This window comes from Burkholderia sp. MSMB617WGS (assembly GCF_001532025.2).
GTDB lineage: Bacteria > Pseudomonadota > Gammaproteobacteria > Burkholderiales > Burkholderiaceae > Burkholderia > Burkholderia savannae.
In genome coordinates, this window is sequence record NZ_CP013457.1 from 1,468,175 (window position 1) to 1,491,270 (window position 23,096).

Consider the following 23,096-nt stretch of genomic DNA (forward strand, 5'->3'; position numbering starts at 1 on the left):
CTCTCTCGTTGGTGGCACAAAATCTGGTGACGGGGTGAATGCTAAATACCAGATGTTGTATGGGTCAACGACGATTCCGCGAAGTTTGGTGTGTGCTTGACGGCGATTAAGCCGGGGTGAATTAGGGGTGCGACATGGGCGGTCGGGCCGCGCGGATTGCCGGCGCGACGGGCAAGCGCGTGGCGGGATGCGTCGCGCTGAGGTGAACGACGGACACGAGCGGGCGCGCGGCGCAAGCATGCCGTGAAGATCGGGCGCGCGCGATGTGCGATGGCTCCGCATCCGGATGCGTGCGGAGCGCGAACTGCGAATCGCGGGTGTTTCGCGCGCGTCATTGCCGGCGTGCGTGACGATTCGTCCGCGAACACGCGCCATGTTCGGGCATGGTGTGCGTTTCGCGCGCGCGGGGCGAACGCGTCACTGCATCATTGCCGACGTCGGGTCGCTGCATGCGCGACGGCGGCGCGACGACCAACCCGTCGGTCCTTATTCGATCGAACGTGCGTGCTTCGCATGAGGACTGCCGACGAGAGCCTTCGCCGGAAGCAACCGCGTACGACGCGCGTCGCCGCGCGGCAACGCTTGGCTTAGCTGCCGGAGCTCGTGTCCGATCCGGGCGCGGCCATGGCCGGCGACATCAGGAACACGGCATAGTGGGCGAGATAGACGAGCAGCGCGGCGCTCCAGCCGATTCCCGCGACGACGAGCCACTGCGCCGTCGCGGCGGGAACGAGCCAGGGGCCGAGGACGCGCGCGAGCGTCGCGACGATCAGGAGCCCGTAGCAGATGCGTTCGGCGGCGCTTGCGGCAAGCTCGCGTCCGGTATGCTCGAGCGCGGTGCGCGTGATCATCCCGACGATCGCGCAGCCGATCGCGCCCGTCGTGAACGTATGCAGCGCGAGCGAATGCGCGACGAGCCCATACGCGCTCAAAGCCGTCAGCGCGAAGCCGGCGGCGATCGACGCATAGGCGACATGCAGGATCGACAGCATCGGCCGTCGCCCGGTCGCCCAGAAGCGCCAGCCGGCGAGCCGCGCCGCATGCAGCGCGGCGGCCGTCCACGCGAGCGCGGCGATCGCCGGCGCCGGCGCGCCGGCCGCATCGGCGACGAGCGCGGCGAGCGTGACCGACATCACGGACGATTCGACGATCCGCCACTGCCTGACGGGCAGTTCCGGCAGCGCGGCCGTCGTGATCGACGGGATGATGCGTCCGCCGATGATGACGATGAAGAGCACGAGCAGCCCCGCGGCGAGATCGGCGCAGCGCAGCGCCCAGTCGGCGTGTCCGAGCCGAATCCACAGGTGAAAGAGCGCGTTGAGCGCGGCGAGCATGCCGAGCGCGACGGGCAGGAAGATGCCATGCCGATTTTTCGCGCCGATCAACGCACGGATGAGCGCATACGCGATCGCCGGCAGAAACGCGACGTCGACGGCGGCCGCGAGCCAGCCGGGCCCCGTCCACATCAGCACGCGGCCGGCGAGCCACAGCAGCCACAGCGCGACGAGCGACGGGCCTTGCGCGGGATTCGTCGACGTCCACGTGCGCACCGACGTCAGCAGGAAGCCGGACACGATCGCGCCGCCGAAGCCGAAGATCATTTCGTGCGCATGCCAGAAGAGGCCGCTCGTCGGCGGCGCGTGGCCCGCCCAGTCGTGGCCCGCGAGCGCGCCTAGCCACGCGAGCATCGCGATCGCGCCGAAGCATGCGCCGCCTAGGTAGAAGGGCCGGAAGCCGGTCGACCACAGCGAGGCGCGGCGGCCGTCGGGCTGCGAGCGCGCGTTGCGCTCGGTCGAGCGGGCGAGCAGCATGACGTTCCCCTTTTCGATATGTTGCTTTCTACATGCATCATAAAGAAGAAACGCGCGCATGCGCTGCGACAAGATTGCACGGTCGCGGCCTTGTTCGCGCGCAAGGCTGCGGCGTCGGGCCGTTGACGCCGCGCGCGCGGCGGGCTAGATGGAGCGCTCGGCGCCGTCGCGGCGCGTCTTCGCGCGCGAGCAGCGCGCGAGCGCGACGCCGATCGCGAGTGTCGCAGCGAAGCTTGCGATCGCGACGGCGGCGGCTTCGCCGCCCGCGCGCCGCAATGCGAACGCATCGAGGAGCCCGCCCGCGACGCGCAGTGCGACGGCCGCGTGCAGCAGCGCGAGCGGCGCATAGAAGAACGGCCGGTACGCGACGCGCAGCCGCGCGACGGCCGGCACGATGATCGGCATGTGCCCGAGAATCATCGAGAACACGAAGCCGAGCGTGAGCGCGTGCAGCGCGGCGTCGTGCGCCGGATGGCCGGGGGCGAGCGCGCCGTCCAGGCCGAGCGCGCCGCTCACGGCGAGCCAGCCGTAGCCCGATAGCAGGCAGACGGCGATGAAGCGCGTGAGGCCGCGCCGGCGCACCGTGCGGCGCGCGATGTCGTAGCGGATCAGCCACAGGGCGAGCAGCAGCTCGCCCGCGCCGAACAGCCGCGGTGCGGGCAGCGGCTGCCAGGGCGCGAGCGCGGCGGCCGCGGGCAGCAGCGCGGCGATGCCGCAGAAGCACGCGCTCGCGCCGCGTGGCAGCGGGCGCACGCGCGTGAGTTCGAGCCGCTCGGCGGCGATCGTCAGGATCAGGAACGCGAGCCACCAGGCGACGGCCGAAAACGGATCGCCCGTCAGCAGCCAGACGACGTTGCCCGCCCACCAGCATGCGACGCTTGCGGCGAGCACCCACAGGAACAGCGCGGCTTGCCGTCGCAGCACCGCGGCGCCGACGGCGAGCGCGACGCTCGCCGCGCCGACCAGCAGCATGGCGGCGAACGCAGGCGGCGCGCCCGCGAGCAATGCGACGCCGGCCGCGACGGCCGCCGCCGGCGCGAGATACGCCCAGCGCGTGCCGAGCGCGACCGCGCGCTCGATGCCGATGACCGCGCCGAAAAACACGGGGATCATCAGCACGCCGTGCCACGCGAGCTTCGACACGGCGTGCGCGGGGGCGGGCGCGCCGAGCCGCGCGAGGCCCGTCGCGACGCCGCACGCGAGCAACGCGACGATGACGGCGCCCGCAGCGGCGCGAACGATCGGGCGGGCGGGCGAAGCGGTCGGCAGCATGGCGGTCGGCATCGCGTCGGGATCGCGTCGAAGTCGTCGGTCGCGCTAGGCGATCGGCCAGCCCATCTGCTCGCGTGCGGCGTCGCTCATCATCTTGGGCGCCCATGGCGGCTCCCAGACGAGATCGACGTCCACGGCCAGCACATCGGACGTGATCTCGCCGAGCGTCGCCTGCACGTCGTCGATCACGACGCCCGCCATCGGACAGGCGGGCGACGTCATCGTCATCGTCACGACGATGCGCTCGCCGGTACGCTCGATCCGGTAGACGAGACCGAGGTCGACGATGTTGACGCCGATCTCCGGATCGACGACGGCCCGCAGCGCGTCGCGCAGCGCGAGCTCGTCCGGCGTTTCGTTTCGGGTTGCTGAGGAATCGGACATGGTAGTCCCCGAACGGAGAGGGGAGGGGAGCGGGCCGGCCGCGCGTTGTGCGCGGCCGGCCCGAGGTTGCGATGCTTACGTGCGTTGCGCGGCCTGACCGACTGTGCGCTCGTCGGGCTGCGACGGCGCGGGACGGCGCAGCAGGCGAAGCGCGAACCAGCCGAGATACAGCACGCCGAACGCGAACACGACGTCGCCCGGCACGCGCAGCCATACGAGCGCGTTCATGATCGGCGCGTGCACGACCTCCGGCGAGCGCGCGTACCAGAGGCCCTTCGTCACGCTCGCGTACGCTTCATAGATGCCCGACGGCAGGATCGACATGAACACCATCATGAAGAGGCCGACGTTCAGCCGCCAGAACGCGGGCTTGAGCAGGCCGTCGCTCCACGCGTTGCGGGCGGACATGCCGCGCAGGCAGAACAGCATCAGGCCGATGCCGAGCATCCCGTACACGCCGAACAGCGCGGCGTGGCCGTGCGCGGGCGTCATGTTCAGGCCTTGCACGTAGTAGAGCGAGATCGGCGGGTTGATCGAGAAGCCGAGCAGCCCCGCGCCGACGGTGTTCCACACGCCGACGGCAACGAAGCAGAGGATCGCCCACTTGTACGACTGGACCCACGGCGCGGCTTGCGACTTGCGATACGTCTGCCAGCCTTCGAGGCCGATGAGCGCGAGCGGCACCACTTCGCATGCGGAGAACACGGCGCCCACGGCGATGATCGACGTCGTCGTGCCGGTGAAGTACAGATGGTGCAGCGTGCCGAGAATGCCGCCGAACAGGAACACGATCGTTTCCATCACGATCGCGCGATTCGCGCTTTCGAAGCGGATGAGGCCGAGGCGCGCGAAGATGAGGGCGATCACCGCGGTCGCGAACACTTCGAAGAAGCCCTCGACCCACAGGTGCACGAGCCACCATCTCCAGTACTCGATCATCGAGTAGTGCGTGTTTTGCCCCCACGCGAGCGACGACGCATAGAAGAGCCCGATGCACGCGGCGGACAGGAACACCATGCCGATCAGGCCGCGGCCTTCGGTCGCCTTGTTCCGCAGCGCGGGCATCAGCGCGCGCCCCATCAGGAACAGCCAGAACAGCAGGCCGACGAAGAGCAGGATCTGCCAGACGCGGCCCATGCTCGTGTACGCGAGCCCCTGGTTGCCGATCCAGAACGAGAAGTTGGTGCCGAGATGCTTGAGCGTGCCGAGCCAGCCCGTGACGGTCGAGCCGACGACGATGAAGATCAGCGCCCAGAACAGCACGTCGACGCCGAGCTTCTGCAGCTTCGGCTCCTGGCCCGAGAGCAACGGCGAGATGTAGAGGCCCGTCGCGAGCCACGCGGTCGCGATCCAGAGCACGCCGAACTGCGTATGGATCGTGCGGCTCACGATCCACGGCATCACGTCCGCGAGCGGAATGCCGAAGAAGCTGTGGCCTTCGACCGCGTAGTGCGCGGTGATCGCGCCCATGAAGACCTGCGTGAGCAGCAGGCCGATCACGACGTAGAAATACTTCTTCGTCGCGCGCATCGACGGCGTCGCCTTCACGTTGAAGAGCGGATCGTTCGTCGGCACGGCGAGCGGCGCGTCGTGCTCGCCGTGCGCGGTGTGATACCAGATCATGCCGGCGATCGCGCCGAGCAGGATGACCACGCTCGCGATCGACCACATGCCGTTCGCGGCCGTCGGCGTGTTGCCGACGAGCGGCTCGTGCGGCCAGTTGTTCGTATACGTAACGTTCGTTTCGCCCGGGCGGTCGGTCGTCGCCGACCACGCGGACCAGAAGAAGAACGACGCGAGCGCGGTGCGATCGGCTGCGCCCGGCACCGAGCCCGATGTCATCGCGTATTGCTCGCGCAGCGTGTCGAGCGACGGATCGGCGCCGAACAATGCTTCGTAGTGCTCGGCAACGCGCAGCGCCGCGGCCGCGCGTGCGTCCGACAGCGTGATGCGATCGCTCGCGGCGTCGTAGCGGTTCGCGCGCATTTCATGCTTCAGGCGTGCATCGAGCAGCCCTTGCTGTTCGACGGACAGCTTCGCGTAAGGCGCGCCGAATTGCTGGCGCGCCCATGCGTCGCGCAGCTCGAGCGCCTCGCGGTGCAGCCAGTCCGCCGACCAGTCCGGCGCGACGTAGCTGCCGTGGCCCCAGACGGTGCCGAGCTGCTGGCCGCCCGACGCGAGCCATACTTGTTGACCGCGCCTGATCTGCTCGCCAGTGAAAATGACGCGCCCATTTTCGCTGACGACCGCGTTCGGAATCGGCGGTGCGGTGAGATAGATGTCTCTGCCGAGCCAGAGCAGGACGGCGAATGACGTGAGGCAGACGAGCCCGAGCCATGTCCATAGACGACGTGTGGAGCGCATGACCTCTCTCCTTTCAAGAGGGTGGGATGTGGAGAAAACGTTCAATGCGACGGCGGCGCAACGGGCCGTCGATTAAACATGTACAAAGAATGTATGTTTAGGGGGATGGTATGAGACGGCCACGCGCTTGTAAAGGCTCGATGCCGCGACAGGGCAGCGCGACGGCGTTACGCCGCGCGCGCGGCCGGTCGCGAAGGCGCGCCGATATTGGGTCGCGGGGCGTGGCGGGAAAGACGGCGTGTCAATTGGTCGCGGCCCGGCGCGATGCCGCCGCGCGGGTTGGGCACGGCTCGGCGAGCGCGCGCGACGCCGGCAATATGCGGCGCGGATGAGCCGCGCGTCGCGCAGTTCGGAAGACGCGATTCAGTCGGAACGGGCGCGACGCGATCCGATCATAGTCGGCGCGATGCGATGGGCGAGATGTGTTGCCGGATGCCGGCGAAGAAGCGGCAGCCGGCTATGCGAAGAAGGGGGAAAAGCGCAGGAGCGATGCGATGGCGCGCGAACGAAAGCGCCGCAGCGTGATGTCCGCTTGACGAAAATCAAGCGATATCCGATTCGGGCGACGGGCACGCGGCCGCGCATGTGATCCATCTTGCAGCCGCATGCCGCATGCCGCATGCCGCATGCCGCACGACGCACGACGCTCACCGCTCGACATACCGCCGTGCTTGACGGCGGCCCGAGTCGTCGCGGAATCGTCATGTGTTCGCGATCGCGAGATCCGCGAGCACCTTCTGCCGGATCGACGGCTTGATGTTCGATTGCGCCATGTTCGCGCCGTAATGCGCGACCACGCGCGGATTCATCACGCTGAACCACAGCGGCGGCACGTAGGCGAGCAGGATCATCGCCGCGTAGCCGGCGGGCAGTTGCGGCGAATCGTCGAAGTGCCGCAGCGCCTGATACGAGCGCGTCGGATTCGCGTGATGATCGGCGTGGCGCTGCAACTGATAGAGGAACAGATTCGTCACGACGTGATTGCTGTTCCACGAATGCTGCGGCGTGCAACGTTCGTAGCGCCCGGTCGGCAACTGCTTGCGGCCGAGCCCGTAGTGCTCGACGTAGTTCACGACCTCGAGCAGGGACGCGCCGTAGGCCGCCTGGATCAGCAGGAACGGAATCACCTTCGCGCCGCCGAACGCGATCGCGGCGCCCCACAGCGCGACCGTCATCGCCCACGCCTGCAGCACTTCGTTGCGCCATGTCCAGACCGAGCGGCCGCCGCGTGCGAGACGCTCCCGTTCGAGCCGCCACGCGGATGCGACGCTGCCGGTCACGGTGCGCGGCAGGAACACCCAGAACGATTCGCCGTAGCGCGCGCTCGCCGGATCGTTCGGCGTCGCGACGCGCACGTGATGGCCGCGATTGTGCTCGACGAAGAAGTGGCCGTACGCAACGGGCGCGAGCGTGATCTTCGCGAGCCAGCGCTCGAAGGGGCTCGTCTTGTGGCCGAGCTCGTGCGCGGTGTTGATCGAGATGCCCGTCGCCGCGCCGAGCGACAGCGCGAAGCCGAGATAGTCGTACCACGCGAGCGATTTCGTCGCGACGATCCATATCGCGCCCGCGAAGGCGACGTAGACGATGAAGGTCGCGAGATAGACGACGTAGCGGTAGTAGCGATCGCTTTCGAGCTGCGACACGACGGATTCGGGCGGATTCTCGCTGTCGACGCCGATCAGCAGGTCGAGCACCGGGATGACGCCGAACGCGAACAGCGGCCCGAACCACCAGAAGATGTGCCAGCCGGTCCACAGCGCGAGGAGCGCGGCGAGGAGCGGCAGCGTGATCGTCAGCGCGCCGAGCAGCCACCCATAGCGTTTCGTGTCGGTCCAGGCCGCCGAAGCCGGTTGCGGAATTGCCATTGTCTCCCTCCAAGTTGGGTACCGATCTTGTTGTGCTCCGATTTAATACGTGCGCAAGCGATTACCATTCGCGCCGACGAGTTCATGCCCGTTGCGCTGATTTATACGTGCTCAATTATCGTTCAGCCAAACATTCGGATTAGGGCGCGACCTCCAAACGACGGCTCGGCCGGCGCGCGCCGCCGCGTCGCTAGCGTCGGGCCGTGATTCAAACGTCCGCGTATTCCGCAATTGCTGAACAAATAACGGATAAAACCGAGGGTAATTCCGTATATTGAGGGGCGACGCAGGGATCATGAAAGATCGATACTGAACGAGATTGCCCCGCAAGGCGAGCGGGATTCGCCGATTCCGCGCCGCGAGGGGCTCGATGCGATTCGAGTTGACGATCTTTCGTTTTTCTTTCTGCAGGCCTATCCATTGTCAGCATTCGCTCCGAGCGCTTGCGCCGTCGTCTGGTTTCGCGACGATCTGCGCGTGTCCGATCATCCCGCGCTCGCGCGCGCCGCCGAGTCGGGACGGCCGGTGATCGGCGTCTACGTGTTCGACGAGCGCGCCGGCGCGCGACCGCTGGGCGGCGCGGCGCGCTGGTGGCTGCACGGATCGCTGCGCGCGCTCGACGCCGCGCTCGCCGAGCTGGGCAGCCGGCTCGTGCTGCTGCGCGGCGACGCGGCCGACGCGATCGCTTCGTTCGTCGCGGCGCTCGGCGCGAGCGCGGTCTATTGGAACCGCCGTTATGCGCTCGCCGAGCGCGCGCTCGACAATGCGGTGCAGACGTTGCTCGAAGCGCGCGGCGTCACGGTCGAGACGTTCAACGCGAGCCTGCTGTTCGAGCCGGGCGACGTCGTCGCCGAGTCAGGCCATCCGTATCAGGTGTTCGGCGCATACTGGCGCGCGGCGCTGCGGCGCGGCGTGCATGCGGCGCCGCTCGCCGCGCCGCTGCGCTTGAGCGGCTGCGCGCCGCCGCACGGGATCGCGCAGCGGCAGGTCACGCTCGATGCGCTCGCGCTTTTGCCGACGCGCCCGGATTGGACGGGCGGCTTGCGCGACGCGTGGCGCTGCGGCGAGGACGCCGCGCACCGCCTGCTGCGCGCGTTCGTCGACAGCCGGCTCGGCGGCTACGCGACCGAGCGCGACCGGCCGGGCATCGCGTCGACGAGCCGCCTGTCGCCGTACGTGCGCTTCGGCAACCTGTCCGTGCGGCAGATCTGGCATGCGGCGGTCGATGCGCACGCGCACGGCGCGGCGACGCAGGCGGATCTCGACAAGTTTCTCGGCGAGCTCGGCTGGCGGGAGTTCTGCTACGGACAACTGTACCGCTTCCCGGATCTGCCGCGCCGCAACCTGCGCCACAATCTCGACGGGATGCCGTGGCGCGACGATCCCGCGGCGCTCGCCGCATGGCGGCGCGGCGCCACGGGCTATCCGTTCGTCGACGCGGGCATGCGCGAGCTATGGACGACGGGCTGGATGCATAACCGCGCGCGAATGGTGTGCGCGTCGTTCCTCGTCAAGCATCTGCTGATCGACTGGCGGGAAGGCGAAGCGTGGTTCTGGGACACGCTCGTCGATGCGGACGCCGCGTCGAACGCGGCGAACTGGCAGTGGGTTGCGGGCTGCGGCGCGGACGCCGCGCCTTATTTCCGGATCTTCAATCCGGTCGTGCAGGGCAAGAAGTTCGACCCGGACGGCGCGTACGTGCGGCGTTGGGTGCCCGAGCTCGCCGGCTTGCCGTCGAGCGCGATCCACGAGCCTTGGCTCGCGCCGCCCGCGCAGCTCGAGGCGGCGCGCGTGCGGCTCGGCGACACCTATGCGCTGCCGATCGTCGCGCACCACGCCGCGCGTCGGCGCGCGCTCGACGCGATTGGGGCGACCCGATGAATCCTGCGGTGGTACGTTTAATTTTTCGTAATTAATATGGCGGAAATATTACAGAAAGTTCACTTTTTTGATCCTTATCAGTTGTTAAACTCTTCGAGAGTGTCAGGAAGAGTTTGACAGAGGCTAGCGCATGGATATGAATGGCGGCTTTCCGCCGGAGGCGGTCGCCCCGGTCGTTTGGATGACGGGCTTGCCGGGGGCCGGCAAGACGACGACGGCGAATGCGTTGCTGAACCGGCTGCTCGAGAGCGGCGCGAAGGCGATCGTGCTCGACGGCGATGCGCTGCGCACCGGCCTGTGCTCCGATCTCGGTTTTTCGGACGCCGACCGGATGGAGAACATCCGCCGCTTCGCGCACGTCGCGAAGCTGTTTCAGCACGAGGGCTATATCGTGATCGTCGCGACGATTTCGCCGCTGCAGGCGCATCGCGATCTCGCCCGCTCGATCGTCGGGACGGGCTTTTTCGAGACTTACGTGTCGACGCCGCTCGAAGTGTGCCGCGCGCGCGATCCGAAGGGCATGTACGCGCGCGCCGAGCAAGGGCGGCTGATGCAGTTCACGGGCGTGTCGGGCGCTTACGAGCCGCCCGTCGCACCCGATATCTCGATCGACACGTCGAACTGCAGCGTCGCGCTTTCGCTCGCCGACGTCATGGCGCAACTCATGCGGGTGACCGTGCTGCCCGCGAAGCTCGGCGCGTCCGCTCAAGTGTCCGCTGCACTCGCTGTACCTGCTGCACTCGCCGCGCCGGCTATCGTCGGCAGCCAACTGATCGATTAACGACGCGTCGAGCTTGCTCGCCGTCGCGCAATGGGCGGCGTGGGGCATGCGTCGCGTGCCCGCGTAGGTAGCCGCGCGCTCGCGCGTTGTTCTTTCGATTCGTTTCTGCATATTGCGCTTGCGGCATGCCGCAAGCGCGGCTTCGCTCTTCGCGCGCTCGGCCGCATCGCACCACGGCGCGCGCTGCGTATCGCGACGAGGGCGCCGTCGCGCGCAGGAGCGCCGCTTGCGCGGATCGCCGCGCCCGGATGGGCGTTCATCGTCGGTCGCGCGGCAAGCGGCTTGCGTCATTTATCCGATGACGCACGCCGGTCACTCATTGCATTGCATTGCATCGCGATGCGCGCATCGTTTCCTTTCTTTCGACATGGGCGGTGTCGTGCGCGCAATGCGTCCGTCGCGCTCGTGGATTTGAAGAACGAGATATCGGGCAAGCCTCGCGCAACGCATGCATCGCCGCATTCCGACGAGGCTCCGTCATTCATCCGTCATTCGCTTCGCAGCGGCTCCAGCAAGGGCTTTTTTTGAGATGCGCGCGCAACGCGCGTGAATAATCCACACAAGCATTGAGCGGTCCCTTCGTCTATTCGAGCAGCGTATGGCCCCGTTTTGGCGAATGAAAAAATCTCATTTGCCCGAAGGTTGCCGCGCATGTGTAATTCGAATCGAATTGCACCAAAACGCAAACCGCACAAGCACAAATAAATACACGCTGATCATTCGGGCCGGTTGATCTTGCCTCGCATTGCCGCACCGGATGCGGCGCGTCGCACCGCTGCGCGAGAAACTTCGGCCTGTCCGAACATGGAGATCCGATGAGGGCGGCGATGGGGAATTGGGCAGAGGATCTGCTCGCGGGGCTGGACGGAGCGCGATCCGAGGAAGAGGCGTTTCGAAGCATCGAAATCGCCGCCACGGCCCTCGATTTCGAATACTGCGCGTATGGGCTGCGCGTGCCGTGGCCGGTGTCCAGGCCGCGAATCGAGACGCGCAGCAATTTTCCCGAGCAATGGAAGCGCCGCTATGCGGAGGCGGGCTTTCTCGATGTCGATCCGATCCTTGCGCACGGGCGCCGGTCGCAGCAGCCGATCGTCCTGAACGAGACGCTGTTTGCGTCCGCGCATCAAATGTGGGTCGAGGCGCAGTCGTTCGGGCTGAAGTTCGGCTGGGCGCAGTCGAACTTCGACGCGTATGGCGGCATGGGCATGCTCGCGCTCGTGCGCACGCGCGAGCCGGTGACGGAGGCGGAGCTCGATGCGAAGGAATACCGGATGCGCTGGCTCGTGCGCACCGCGCACGCCGCGCTCGGCCACCTGATGCTGCCGAAGCTGATGGCCGATCCGGAGCGCGGGCTGACCGAGCGCGAGGTCGAGGTGCTCAAGTGGGCGGCGGACGGCAAGACGTCGGGCGAAATCTCGAAGATTCTCGCGATCTCCGTCGATACGGTGAACTTCCACGTAAAGAATGCGATCCTGAAGCTCAGGACCGCGAACAAGACGGCCGCCGTCGTGCGCGCGGCGATGCTCGGGTTGCTGAGCTGAACCCGGCTCGGCCGAACCGGGCTCGGCGGCTCGGGCGGGTGACGCCGGGGGCCGGATTCTTCGAGTCGCGCGGCGGCACATGAGGGCGGCGAGAAGCGGGGGCGTCGAGAAGCAAGGGGGCAGCCGCATCGCCGGCCGATTTCCGTTGCGGCGAGTGGGCGGCGGTTGGCGCAATGCGGGCGCGCCGGCGTCGACGCGCGCATGATGGACTACCGCGAACGCTTAGCCGGGACGTCGCGAATCGCCGTGGCGCGGCGCTACATTTTCACTTGCCCGTGCATCGCGGCGTCGGTCCTCGCATTCGCCTGACGGGCATCGATGCGACGACGTCGTTTCGCGCGGCGTCGCGCCGTCTTCATCGCCGTTTCCCCGGAGAGCGCACGCCGACGGATCGATGCGCCGCCGCGGCGCGGAATCGGGCGCGATCCCGGCGATCATCTTCGATGCAAGCTAAGTGTTGAACGGCGAGCCGGCGCGTTCGCGCGGCGTCGCCGTCGCTTGTGCTCGACCGGGGCAGGATGCACCGCTTCATGGCGTGTCGTGTCACGTCACGTCACGTCACGTCGAGTTGCGTTGCGTTGCATCGCGCCGCATTTCGCGTGTGGGCCGCTCGCCATCATTTTCCGGCGCGGCGTGTGTCCGCTGCCGCTTTTTCGTAAATCGAGTAACGTATCGTTGCTGTTTCGCCGTGCCATTCGGCCGCGCGCGTGTCGCCCGCACGCCGCGCCGATGTGAATCGGACGGCGTATCCGTGCGATGTTCGCGCGGCCGCATGCGAGGCGGCGAAACGCGGAACCTGAGTAGAAGCTGAGCGGAACCCGAGCAGACGGCGGCGCACGCGCCGCGCCGACGCGCGCCGATCCTGCGCGACGTCGTCGCGCCGCCGCCCGATTTCGGCGAGCGATCTCCCGGACGTTCGTCCGCCGACCCTGCGAAAGCCGAGAAAAAATGGCCGCCGCAGGCGAGCTTCGCGCCGCGGCGGCGCACGGTTCCGAATCGACGAAAACGACCATGACAGGAGACGACATGCCGGACCAGCAGCGGCCCGACGCCATTCCGCCTGAACCCTTCGTCGCGCCGGCCGCCGACGGCTTCCTCGTGCGCGGCTTTGCGTGGCGGCACCGTGGCCCCGCAGCCGGCCGGCCGGTGACGGTCGTCAATTGCGCGACCTCGGTGCGCTGCCGCTATTACTTCCGCTTTGCCGCGTATCTGTTCAGCCACGGCAGCGACGTGCTCGTCTACGACTATCGCGGCATCGGCGAGTCGCGGCCCGCGTCGCTCGCCGGCTTTCGCGCGACCTGGCTCGACTGGGGGCGTCTCGATTGCGACGCGGTCCTGCAATACGCGTCGCGCGCGTTTGCGGGCCAGCCGGTCGACGTCGTCGCGCACAGCGTCGGCGGCGTCACGCTCGGGCTCGCCAATTCGAATGCGCTCGTGCGCCGCGCGCTCACGGTCGGCTCGCAATATGCGTACTGGCGTGATTACGCGGGCTCGCATCGGCTGCGGATGCTGATCAAATGGCATGTCGCGATGCCGATTCTCGCGCGCCTGTTCGGCTACGTTCCCGCGAAGCGGCTCGGCTGGATGGAGGACACGCCGCGCGGCGTCGCACTATCGTGGAGCCGCAGCCGGCCGCGCTTCGAGGACGCGTTCGCGCGCGCGCCGATCGCGGAGACGGCCGACGCGCGGCGCGATCTCGTCGAGCGTTTCGCGCGGCTGACCGCGCCGACGCTCGCCATCGGCCTGTCGGACGACGAGTTCGGCAGCGTCGAGGCGGTCGAGCGCCTGCTCGGCTATTACGCGCGCAGCGCGGTCACGCATCTGCGGATCGCGCCCGAGCAGATCGGCGCGGCGTCGGTCGGGCATTTCGCGTTCTTCCACAGCCGCTTCGAAAAGACGCTCTGGCCGATCGCGCTCGGCTGGCTCCAGACGGGCGAACTCGCGCCCGATACGCCGGGCGACGTCTATCGGCAACCGTCCGCGCCTGAGCGCGGCCGCGCGGCGCGCGACGAGGACAAGGACAAGGACGAGGACAAGGACGAGGACGAGGACGAGGACGAGGACGTGAAGGGCGGGCGGACGGCCACTGGCTGAGCGGCGCGCGCCGGCTGCGGCCGGCGCGGCCCGGCGCACGAAGATCCGTTACCATCGAACGCTTTCCATTGTCTGCACGACGTGCCCCGCCGCCGATGCGCCAGCCGACAGATGCCGCCTTGCCATTCACGACCGACGCCGCCTTGCCTTTCACGCTCGACGACGCCTGCCGCGCCGTCGAGCTGTCGCCGCCCGCGGCGGCGCAACGCGCCGGCGTGCGGCTCGTGCGGCTCGACTTCGATTTCGATGCGCCGCGCGGCGCGCGCGCGATGGATTGGCTGAGCGACGACGAGTGCGAGCGCGCCAGCCGCTTCGTTCGCGCGGACGACGCGCTGCGCAGCGCGTCGACGCGCGCCGCGTTGCGCGGCGTGATCGGCGCGGCGCTCGGCGTGCCGCCCGCCGAGTTGCGGATCGTCGCCGATGCATGGGGACGGCCGCGGCTCGCGCCGGCGCACGCGGCGCTCGCGCCGACGCTCGACTTCAACGTGTCGCATTCCGGCGCGCATGCGCTGATCGCGTGGAGCCGCGCCGCGCGCGTCGGCGTCGACATCGAGGCGGGGCGGGCGGGCGTCGACTGGAGCTCGCTCGGCCGCGCGGTGTTCGCGCCCGCGGACGCGGCGGCGATCGCCATGTTGCCCGCTGGCGAGCGCGAAGCGGCGTTCTATCGCGTGTGGGCGGCGAAGGAGGCGTTCCTGAAAGCGCTCGGCACGGGGATCGGCGGCGGCCTGACCGCGTTTTCGGTGCTCGGCGGCGCGTTGCCGCCGGCGGGCGGGAACGGCGGCGCGCCCGTCGTCGGCATCGTCGAGCCGAACTCGCCCGCGAGCGGCGTGGCGGCGTTCGAGGCGGCATGGCTCGACGCGCCCGCGGGCTATGCCGCGTGCGTCGCCTGGCGGCGTGCGGGCGGCGGCACGTTTTAGCGGCGGGCGAGCCGTTTCGAGGCGGCGCGTCAGTCACGCCGCGCGGCGCTTCGTTTCGTTCGAGGCGTTCGGAACGGACGGCCGCCGGCGCTCGAGCGTCCGTGCATCGACGCGATCGGCTGATCGTCTTGCCGCCTGATCGACTCATCTCGTCGGCGCTTCATGGCCTCATCGCTGCTCCGCGCCCGCCGATTCCCCCTTGAGGCTTCACATGTCCGTCGCAGCGGCGGCAATGCGGGTTTCGGCGGCTGCGCGCGATCGTCGCCAGCGGAGCCGATCTCCGCGCGGCTGGGCGCGGGCGTCGCGCGAACGTGCGTCGCCCACGCCCGGCCACCGGAGCGATCGCAACGCCGGACGATCGGAAGCCGACGGAAATCGAGATCCATCCGAGGAGTCGGGGCCGCCAAATCCGGGAGGCGATGATTCGGGATCGGAACTTGGCGAAACGCCTTCGAAATCCTGCTTCGCGTGGCGAAAGGCGCGGCGCGCGACGCCATCGTCGTTCGAGCGCGCGCCCAAAGCGCGAAGCGCTGCGAAATCCGGCCGGCCACTTCCATTGTCGCGCTCGTCGACCCGCCCGGGCGGCCTCCGCCGCTGCGCCCCGATCCGGCTTCGCCCGCCCGCCGGACTAGGGGAAACTCCTAGCCCGGATTTTTGAAAAACAAGTTGTCTATACAACATCGAGTCACTACACTCAGCTCATCCCGAAACTTGTATAGACAGGACCCCTTCATGATCACGCTGACCCCAGGCCGCCTGACTCTCCCGCAACTGCGCCGGATCGCCCGCGAGAACGTGCAGATCACGCTCGATCCCGCGAGTTTCGCCGCGATCGACCGGGGCGCGCAAGCCGTCGCCGACATCGCCGCGAAGGGCGAGCCGGCCTACGGCATCAATACGGGCTTCGGACGCCTCGCGAGCACGCACATCCCGCACGATCAGCTCGAGCTGCTGCAGAGGAATCTGGTGCTCTCGCATGCGGTCGGCGTCGGCGAGCCGATGTCGCGTCCCGTCGTGCGCCTCCTGATGGCGCTCAAGCTGTCGAGCCTCGGCCGCGGTCACTCGGGCATCCGCCGCGTCGTGATGGACGCGCTCGTCAAGCTGTTCAACGCCGACGTGCTGCCGCTCATCCCGGTCAAGGGCTCGGTCGGCGCGTCGGGCGATCTCTCGCCGCTCGCGCACATGTCGGCGGCGCTGCTCGGCATCGGCGAAGTGTTCATCCGCGGCGAGCGCGCGAGCGCCGTCGACGGGCTGCGCGTCGCGGGCCTCGCGCCGCTCACGCTCGAAGCGAAGGAGGGCCTCGCGCTGCTGAACGGCACGCAGGCGTCCACCGCGCTCGCGCTCGACAACCTGTTCGCGATCGAAGACCTGTACCGCACGGCGCTCGTGTCGGGCGCGCTGTCGGTCGACGCGGCGGCGGGCTCGGTGAAGCCGTTCGACGCGCGCATTCACGAGCTGCGCGGCCATCGCGGCCAGGTCGACGCGGCGGCCGCGTACCGATCGCTGCTCGACGGCTCGGCGATCAACGTGTCGCACCGCGACTGCGGCAAGGTGCAGGACCCGTACAGCCTGCGCTGCCAGCCGCAGGTGATGGGCGCGTGCCTCGACCAGATTCGCCACGCGGCCGGCGTGCTGCTCATCGAAGCGAACGCGGTGTCGGACAACCCGCTGATCTTCCCGGATACGGGCGAAGTGCTGTCGGGCGGCAACTTCCACGCGGAGCCCGTCGCGTTCGCGGCCGACAACCTCGCGATCGCCGCGGCCGAGATCGGCGCGCTCGCCGAGCGCCGCATCGCGCTGCTCATCGACGCGACGCTCTCCGGCCTGCCGCCTTTCCTCGTGAAGGACGGCGGCGTGAACTCGGGCTTCATGATCGCGCACGTGACGGCCGCCGCGCTCGCGTCGGAGAACAAGACGCTCGCGCATCCGGCATCGGTCGATTCGCTGCCGACTTCGGCGAACCAGGAGGACCACGTGTCGATGGCGACGTTCGCCGCGCGCAAGCTCGCGGACATCGCGGAGAACGTCGCGAACATCCTCGCGATCGAGCTGCTCGCCGCCGCGCAGGGCGTCGATCTGCGCGCGCCGCACGAAACGAGCCCGGCGCTGCAGCACGCGATGAAGACGATCCGCGCGGACGTCGCGCACTACGATCTCGACCATTACTTCGCGCCGGACATCGCGGTGGTCGCGCAGCGCGTGCGCGAGCGCGCGTTCGCGACGCTGAGCCCGCTCGCGTTCGAATCGGAACAATAAGACGATGAGCACGCCCGCCTATCAGGAAATCAAGGACTTCATCCTCGATCGCATTCACGCCGGCGAATGGGCGGAAGGCGATCAGGTGCCGTCCGAGAACGAGCTCGCGCGCGAGTTCAAGGTTGCGCGAATGACGGTCAACCGCGCGCTGCGCGAGCTCACGGCCGAGCAGGTGCTCACGCGCATCCAGGGGGCGGGCACCTTCGTCGCGCGGCCGAAGTACGAGTCGACGCTCGTCGCGATCCGCAGCATCTCCGACGAAATCGCCGCGCGCGGCCACCGGCACCATGCGCGCGTGCTCGATCTCGTCACGATGAAGGCCGACGACGCGCTCGCCGACGAAATGCAGGTGCCGCTCAACACGAAGCTTTTCCGCTCGGTGATGCTGCATTACGAGAACGACGAGCCGGTGCAGCTCGAAGAGCGCTGGGTCAATCCGGCCGTCGCCGCGGATTACGCGGAGCAGGATTTCTCGGCGATCACGCCGAACCAGTACCTGATGCGCGTCGCGCCGCTGCAGCGCGTCGAGTACCGGATCGAGGCGGCGATGCCCGATCGCGTGATGCGCGAGGAGCTCGAGATGAGCGAGACCGAGCCGTGCCTCGTGCTGCATCGGCGCACGTGGTCGCAAGGCGTCGTCGCGTCGGTCGTGAACCTCTGGCATCCGGGCAGCCGCTATCGCTTCACCGGCCATTTCTGAACGCTTAACGAAACTCACTTTCCTTTCCGGGAGCAGTCGTCATGAACCACCCGAAACACATCGATCCGCGTCTCGATCCGACCCGCGTGATCCGTGCGCCGCGCGGCAGCGAGAAGGTTTGCAAGAACTGGCTCGCCGAAGCCGCGTACCGGATGATCCAGAACAACCTCGATCCGGAGGTCGCCGAGCATCCGCACGCGCTCGTCGTGTACGGCGGCATCGGCCGCGCGGCGCGCAACTGGGATTGCTACGATCAGATCCTCGCGTCGCTTGCGGACCTGAACGACGACGAGACGCTGCTCGTGCAGTCGGGCAAGCCGGTCGGCGTGTTCCGCACGCACGAGAACGCGCCGCGCGTGCTGATCGCGAATTCGAACCTCGTGCCGCACTGGGCGACGTGGGATCACTTCAACGAGCTCGACCGCAAGGGCCTGATGATGTACGGCCAGATGACGGCGGGCAGCTGGATCTACATCGGCAGCCAGGGCATCGTGCAGGGCACGTACGAGACGTTCTTCGCGGTCGCGAACCAGCACTTCAACGGCGATCCCAAGGGCCGCTGGGTCCTGACGGGCGGCCTGGGCGGCATGGGCGGCGCGCAGCCGCTCGCCGCGACGATGGCGGGCTTCTCGATGATCGCGGTCGAATGCGACGAATCGCGAATCGACTTTCGCCTGAAGACGCGCTACGTCGACAAGAAGGCGAAGACGCTCGACGAAGCGCTCGCGATGATCGACGAGGCGAAGCGCGCGGGCAAGCCGGTATCGGTGGGCCTGCTCGGCAACGCGGCCGACGTGTTCTCGGAGATGGTCGCGCGCGGCATCACGCCGGACTGCGTGACCGACCAGACGAGCGCGCACGATCCGATCAACGGCTATCTGCCGCAGGGCTGGAGCGTCGAGCAGTGGCGCGAAGCGCAGAAGGTCGATCCGCAGAGCATCGTGCGCGCGGCGAAGCAGTCGATGGCCGCGCAGGTGCGCGCGATGCTCGCGCTGCAGGAGCGCGGCGCGGCGACGCTCGACTACGGCAACAACATCCGCCAGATGGCGCTGGAGATGGGCGTCGAGAACGCGTTCGATTTCCCGGGCTTCGTGCCCGCGTACATCCGGCCGCTCTTCTGCGAAGGCAAGGGACCGTTCCGCTGGGTCGCGCTGTCGGGCGATCCCGAGGACATCTACAAGACCGATGCGAAGGTCAAGGAACTCATTCCCGACGATCCGCACCTGCACAACTGGCTCGACATGGCGCGCGAGCGGATCGCGTTCCAGGGGCTGCCCGCGCGGATCTGCTGGGTCGGCGTGAAGGATCGCTACCGTCTCGGCCAGGCGTTCAACGAGATGGTGAGGACGGGCGAGCTGAAGGCGCCGATCGTGATCGGGCGCGACCACCTCGACACCGGCTCGGTCGCGAGCCCGAACCGCGAGACGGAAGCGATGAAGGACGGCTCGGACGCGGTCAGCGACTGGCCGCTGCTGAACGCGCTGCTGAACACGGCGGGCGGCGCGTCGTGGGTGTCGCTGCATCACGGCGGCGGCGTCGGCATGGGCTTCTCGCAGCATGCGGGCGTCGTGATCGTCGCCGACGGCACCGACGCCGCGCACGAGCGCCTCGGCCGCGTGCTGTTCAACGATCCGGCCACGGGCGTGATGCGCCATGCGGACGCCGGCTACGAGCTCGCGCAGCGCACCGCGACGGAAGCGGGCCTGAAGCTGCCGATGCTCGGCCGCTGATGCGGATGGTGTCGTCTACGATGCAAGCGACGCTGATACGTGCGGACTCGCTCGTCGCGTCGCCGTGGAAGAACGGCGGCGGCGTGACGCGCGAGATCGCCGCGCACCCGTCGGGCGAGCGCGCCGCGGGCGGCGCGTTCGATGCGTTCGCGTGGCGCGTGAGCGTCGCGGACGTCGCGCAGGCGGGGCCGTTCTCGCGCTTCGCCGGCGTCGACCGGACGCTCGTGCTGCTCGCGGGCGCGGGCATGACGCTCGTCGACGCCGACGGCGCGCGGCACGAGCTGCGCGCGCCGCTCGAGCGCGCCGCGTTCGCGGGGGAAGCCGAGCTCGCGGCCGAGCTGCACGACGGCCCGACGCGCGACTTCAACCTGATGACGCGGCGCGACGCCGCGCGCGGCCGCGTCGACGTCTGGCACGCCGGCGCGGCGCATGCGCTGCATGCGGACACCGTGCTGCTGTTCTGCGCGAGCGGCGCGAGCGTCGTCGATCTCGGCGACGGCGCGCCGATCGCGCTGCGCCCGTTCGACACGCTGCGCATCGACGATCCCGCGAACGGCGAGCTGCGATGCGCGATTCGCGGCGGCGGCGCGTTGCTCGCGGTCGGCGTGACGCTTCTTCACGACAAGGCTTGAGCGGATGAAATCGATTCTCTGGCACAACTTGAAGCTGTGCGCGCACGGCGACCCGAACGACACGATCGCGGACGCCGCGATCGCGGTGAACGGCGACGGCACGGTCGCATGGATCGGGCGCGCGAGCGACGTGCCGGCCGGCTACGTGCACTGGCCGCGCGAGGACTTGCGCGGCGCGTGGGTGACGCCCGGCCTCGTCGATTGCCACACGCATCTCGTCTACGGCGGCCAGCGCGCGGACGAGTTCGCGCAGCGCCTCGCGGGCGCGAGCTACGAAGAAATCGCGCGGCGCGGCGGCGGGATCGTGTCGACGGTGCGCGCGACGCGCGAAGCGGGCGAGGCGACGCTCTTCGAGCAGGCGGCCGCGCGGCTGCGGCCGCTGCTCGCGGAAGGCGTCACCGCGATCGAGATCAAGTCCGGCTACGGGCTCGAGTTCGCGAGCGAGCGCCGAATGCTGCGCGTCGCGCGGCAGCTCGGCGAGCGCTTCCCGGTGAGCGTCTACACGACCTTCCTCGGCGCGCACGCGCTGCCGCCCGAGTACACCGGCCGCGCCGACGAATACATCGACGAGGTCTGCGAGCGGATGCTGCCCGAGCTCGCCGACGAGGGGCTCGTCGACGCGGTCGACGTGTTCTGCGAGCGGATCGGCTTCACGCTCGCGCAGAGCGAGCGGGTGTTCGAAGCGGCCGCGCGGCGCGGGCTGCCCGTCAAGATGCACGCGGAGCAACTGTCGAACGGCGGCGGCACCGCGCTCGCCGCACGCTATCGCGCGCTGTCCGCGGATCATCTCGAATATCTGGACGAGGCGGGCGTCGCGGCGATGCGCGCATCCGGCACGACCGCCGTGCTGCTGCCGGGCGCCTATTACTTCATTCGCGAGACGAAACTGCCGCCGATCGATCTGCTGCGCCGCCACGGCGTGCCGATCGCGCTCGCGACCGATCACAACCCGGGCACGTCGCCGCTCACGTCGCTGCTGCTCACGGTGAACATGGGCTGCACGCTCTTCAAGCTGACAGTGCAAGAGGCGCTGCTCGGCGTCACGCGCCACGCGGCGTCGGCGCTCGGCGCAGGCGATCTGCACGGCTCGCTCGCGCCCGGGCGGCAGGCGGATTTCGCGGTGTGGTCGGTGTCGACGCTCGCGGAGCTCGCGTACTGGTTCGGCCGGCCGCTGTGCGAGCGTGTCGTGAAGGGCGGGGTGACGGTGTTCGCGCGCGATGCGCGCTGACGGAAGACAGGCATGACGATGACCGATTCGATGTTGTTTGCCGAGCACGCATACCTGCCCGGCGGCTGGCAGCGCGACGTGCTGCTGCGCTGGGACGCGACGGGCGCGCTCGTCGACGTGAGCGCGAACGCGCCGGCGCCCGCGGGCGTCGCGCGCGCGAACGGGCCGCTCTTGCCCGGCATGCCGAACCTGCATTCGCACGCGTTCCAGCGCGCGATGGCGGGGCTCACCGAATATCGCGCGAATCCGTCCGACACGTTCTGGAGCTGGCGCGACCTGATGTACCGCTTCGCGCTGAAGATCACGCCCGACGCGCTCGCTGCGGTCGCGCGCTGGCTCTATGTCGAGATGCTGAAGAGCGGCTATACGTCGGTGTGCGAGTTTCATTACGTTCACCATGCGCCGGACGGCGCGCGCTATCCGCGGCTCGCGGAGCTGGCGGCGCGCGTCGTCGGCGCGGCGCGGGATGCGGGCATCGGCATCACGATGCTGCCCGTCGCGTACCAGTACAGCGGCTTCGGCGAACGCGCGCCGCGCGACGATCAGCGCCGCTTCATCAACACGCCCGATGCGCTTCTCGCGCTCCTCGATGCGCTGCGCGGCGAGCTGCCCGAGCACGGCGGGCTGCGCTACGGGATCGCGCCGCATTCGCTGCGCGCGGTGTCGGAGGGGGGGCTGCGCGAATTGCTCGGCGCACTGCCGGCCGATGCGCCGGTGCACATCCACATCGCCGAGCAGACCGCGGAAGTCGACGATTGCGTGCGCGCATACGGCGCGCGGCCGGTGCAATGGCTGCTCGATCGCTTCGACGTAAACGCGCGCTGGTGCCTCGTCCATGCGACGCATCTCGACGCGGTGGAGACGCGTGCGCTCGCGCGCAGCGGCGCGATCGCGGGCCTGTGTCCGACGACCGAGGCCAACCTCGGCGACGGCATCTTTCCGGCGCTCGACTATCTCGCGGCGGGCGGCGCGATCGGCATCGGCTCGGACAGCCACGCGAGCGTCGACTGGCGCGCCGAGCTGCGGCTCTTCGAATACGGGCAGCGTCTCGTGCGGCGCGAGCGCAACGTGCTCGCCGATTCGGCGCATACTCACGTGGCTGACCGTCTGTTCGCGGCGTCGCTCGCGGGCGGCGCGCGCGCGGCCGGCCGGCCGGTCGGCGCGCTCGAGGCGGGCCGGCGCGCCGACTGGATCGTGCTCGATCCCGCGCATCCGTCGATCGCCGAGCATGGCAGCGACACGTGGCTGTCGGGTGCGGTGTTCGCCGAGCACGGCGACACGCCGGTGCTCGACGTGTATGTCGGCGGCGAGCAGGTGGTGAGTGCGCGCCGTCATCGTGACGAGGCATCCGTGTACGCCGGGTATCGCGCGGCGCTCGCGCAACTGCTGCGCTGAAGCGCGACCGGCTTGCGCAAGCGACGGATGATACGAAGATGCGCCGGCGCGGCCGCCGCGTGATGCGGTCAGCATGCCTGCGGCATCCGGCATCCGGCATCCGGCATCCGGCATCCGGCATCCGGCATCCGGCGCGAGGGCGGGGTGCCGCGCGCGCCGCGATGAAAATCATGCAAGCCGAGCGCTTCGCGCGCGCAGCGGCGCAGCCGGCCGCCACGTGCGAGCCGCGCGGCGCGCGGCGGGGA

General features: G+C 69.0%; 17 protein-coding genes. 12 read left to right on the plus strand and 5 right to left on the minus strand.

Annotation, left to right across the window (positions count from 1 at the left end):
* Window positions 1–587: 587 nt before the first annotated feature.
* From WT60_RS07390 to WT60_RS07410, 5 genes are all read right to left on the minus strand, one after another.
* A complete protein-coding gene (locus WT60_RS07390) occupies window positions 588–1,811 on the minus strand; it encodes an NnrS family protein (protein WP_060356502.1) in 1,224 nt (407 codons plus the stop codon).
* Window positions 1,812–1,955: 144 nt separating this feature from the next.
* Window positions 1,956–3,095 (minus strand): hypothetical protein, encoded by a 1,140-nt coding sequence (locus WT60_RS07395; RefSeq protein WP_060356501.1) that lies wholly within the window; start codon window positions 3,093–3,095, stop codon window positions 1,956–1,958.
* 33 nt (window positions 3,096–3,128) lie between these two features.
* Window positions 3,129–3,467, minus strand: coding sequence for a metal-sulfur cluster assembly factor (locus tag WT60_RS07400; RefSeq protein ID WP_060356500.1), 339 nt, complete (start codon window positions 3,465–3,467; stop codon window positions 3,129–3,131).
* A 75-nt stretch (window positions 3,468–3,542) separates the two neighbouring features.
* Window positions 3,543–5,831, minus strand: coding sequence for a nitric-oxide reductase large subunit (locus tag WT60_RS07405; RefSeq protein ID WP_060356499.1), 2,289 nt, complete (start codon window positions 5,829–5,831; stop codon window positions 3,543–3,545).
* 701 nt (window positions 5,832–6,532) lie between these two features.
* Entirely contained in the window at window positions 6,533–7,696 is a 1,164-nt protein-coding gene (locus WT60_RS07410; RefSeq protein WP_038750689.1) for an alkane 1-monooxygenase, read from the minus strand.
* A 420-nt stretch (window positions 7,697–8,116) separates the two neighbouring features.
* On the opposite strand from WT60_RS07410, the gene WT60_RS07415 reads away from it, so the two are divergent.
* The 12 genes from WT60_RS07415 to WT60_RS07465 all read left to right on the plus strand — a co-directional run bounded on the left by WT60_RS07415 (window position 8,117) and on the right by WT60_RS07465 (window position 22,851).
* Window positions 8,117–9,577, plus strand: a complete 1,461-nt coding sequence (locus WT60_RS07415) for a deoxyribodipyrimidine photo-lyase (RefSeq protein WP_060356498.1) — start codon at window positions 8,117–8,119, stop codon at window positions 9,575–9,577.
* 130 nt (window positions 9,578–9,707) lie between these two features.
* A complete protein-coding gene (gene cysC, locus WT60_RS07420; RefSeq protein WP_060356497.1) occupies window positions 9,708–10,358 on the plus strand; it encodes an adenylyl-sulfate kinase in 651 nt (216 codons plus the stop codon).
* A gap of 30 nt (window positions 10,359–10,388) precedes the next feature.
* Window positions 10,389–10,886 (plus strand): hypothetical protein, encoded by a 498-nt coding sequence (locus WT60_RS34370; RefSeq protein WP_060356496.1) that lies wholly within the window; start codon window positions 10,389–10,391, stop codon window positions 10,884–10,886.
* A 299-nt stretch (window positions 10,887–11,185) separates the two neighbouring features.
* Complete coding sequence (locus WT60_RS07425; RefSeq protein ID WP_038750681.1) at window positions 11,186–11,899, plus strand: autoinducer binding domain-containing protein; 714 nt, start codon at window positions 11,186–11,188, stop codon at window positions 11,897–11,899.
* A gap of 1,026 nt (window positions 11,900–12,925) precedes the next feature.
* Window positions 12,926–13,993, plus strand: a complete 1,068-nt coding sequence (locus WT60_RS07430; RefSeq protein WP_236860875.1) for an alpha/beta hydrolase — start codon at window positions 12,926–12,928, stop codon at window positions 13,991–13,993.
* A 95-nt stretch (window positions 13,994–14,088) separates the two neighbouring features.
* Window positions 14,089–14,910, plus strand: coding sequence for a 4'-phosphopantetheinyl transferase superfamily protein (locus tag WT60_RS07435; protein WP_060356495.1), 822 nt, complete (start codon window positions 14,089–14,091; stop codon window positions 14,908–14,910).
* Window positions 14,911–15,642: 732 nt separating this feature from the next.
* A complete protein-coding gene (gene hutH, locus WT60_RS07440; protein ID WP_038750674.1) occupies window positions 15,643–17,166 on the plus strand; it encodes a histidine ammonia-lyase in 1,524 nt (507 codons plus the stop codon).
* Between the two features lie 4 nt (window positions 17,167–17,170).
* Window positions 17,171–17,866, plus strand: coding sequence for a histidine utilization repressor (hutC, locus tag WT60_RS07445; RefSeq protein WP_038750671.1), 696 nt, complete (start codon window positions 17,171–17,173; stop codon window positions 17,864–17,866).
* A 41-nt stretch (window positions 17,867–17,907) separates the two neighbouring features.
* Window positions 17,908–19,596 carry a urocanate hydratase gene (gene hutU, locus WT60_RS07450; RefSeq protein ID WP_059647749.1) on the plus strand — a complete coding sequence of 563 codons (1,689 nt, stop codon included), beginning with the start codon at window positions 17,908–17,910 and terminating at the stop codon, window positions 19,594–19,596.
* Complete coding sequence (locus tag WT60_RS07455; protein ID WP_059647747.1) at window positions 19,596–20,228, plus strand: HutD family protein; 633 nt, start codon at window positions 19,596–19,598, stop codon at window positions 20,226–20,228. Before hutU ends, WT60_RS07455 begins: the two co-directional genes overlap by 1 nt.
* A 4-nt stretch (window positions 20,229–20,232) precedes the next feature.
* On the plus strand, window positions 20,233–21,456 hold the full coding sequence (gene hutI, locus WT60_RS07460; protein WP_060356494.1) for an imidazolonepropionase: 1,224 nt from the start codon (window positions 20,233–20,235) through the stop codon (window positions 21,454–21,456).
* 12 nt (window positions 21,457–21,468) lie between these two features.
* Window positions 21,469–22,851 (plus strand): formimidoylglutamate deiminase, encoded by a 1,383-nt coding sequence (locus WT60_RS07465; protein WP_082759467.1) that lies wholly within the window; start codon window positions 21,469–21,471, stop codon window positions 22,849–22,851.
* Window positions 22,852–23,096 lie beyond the last annotated feature (245 nt).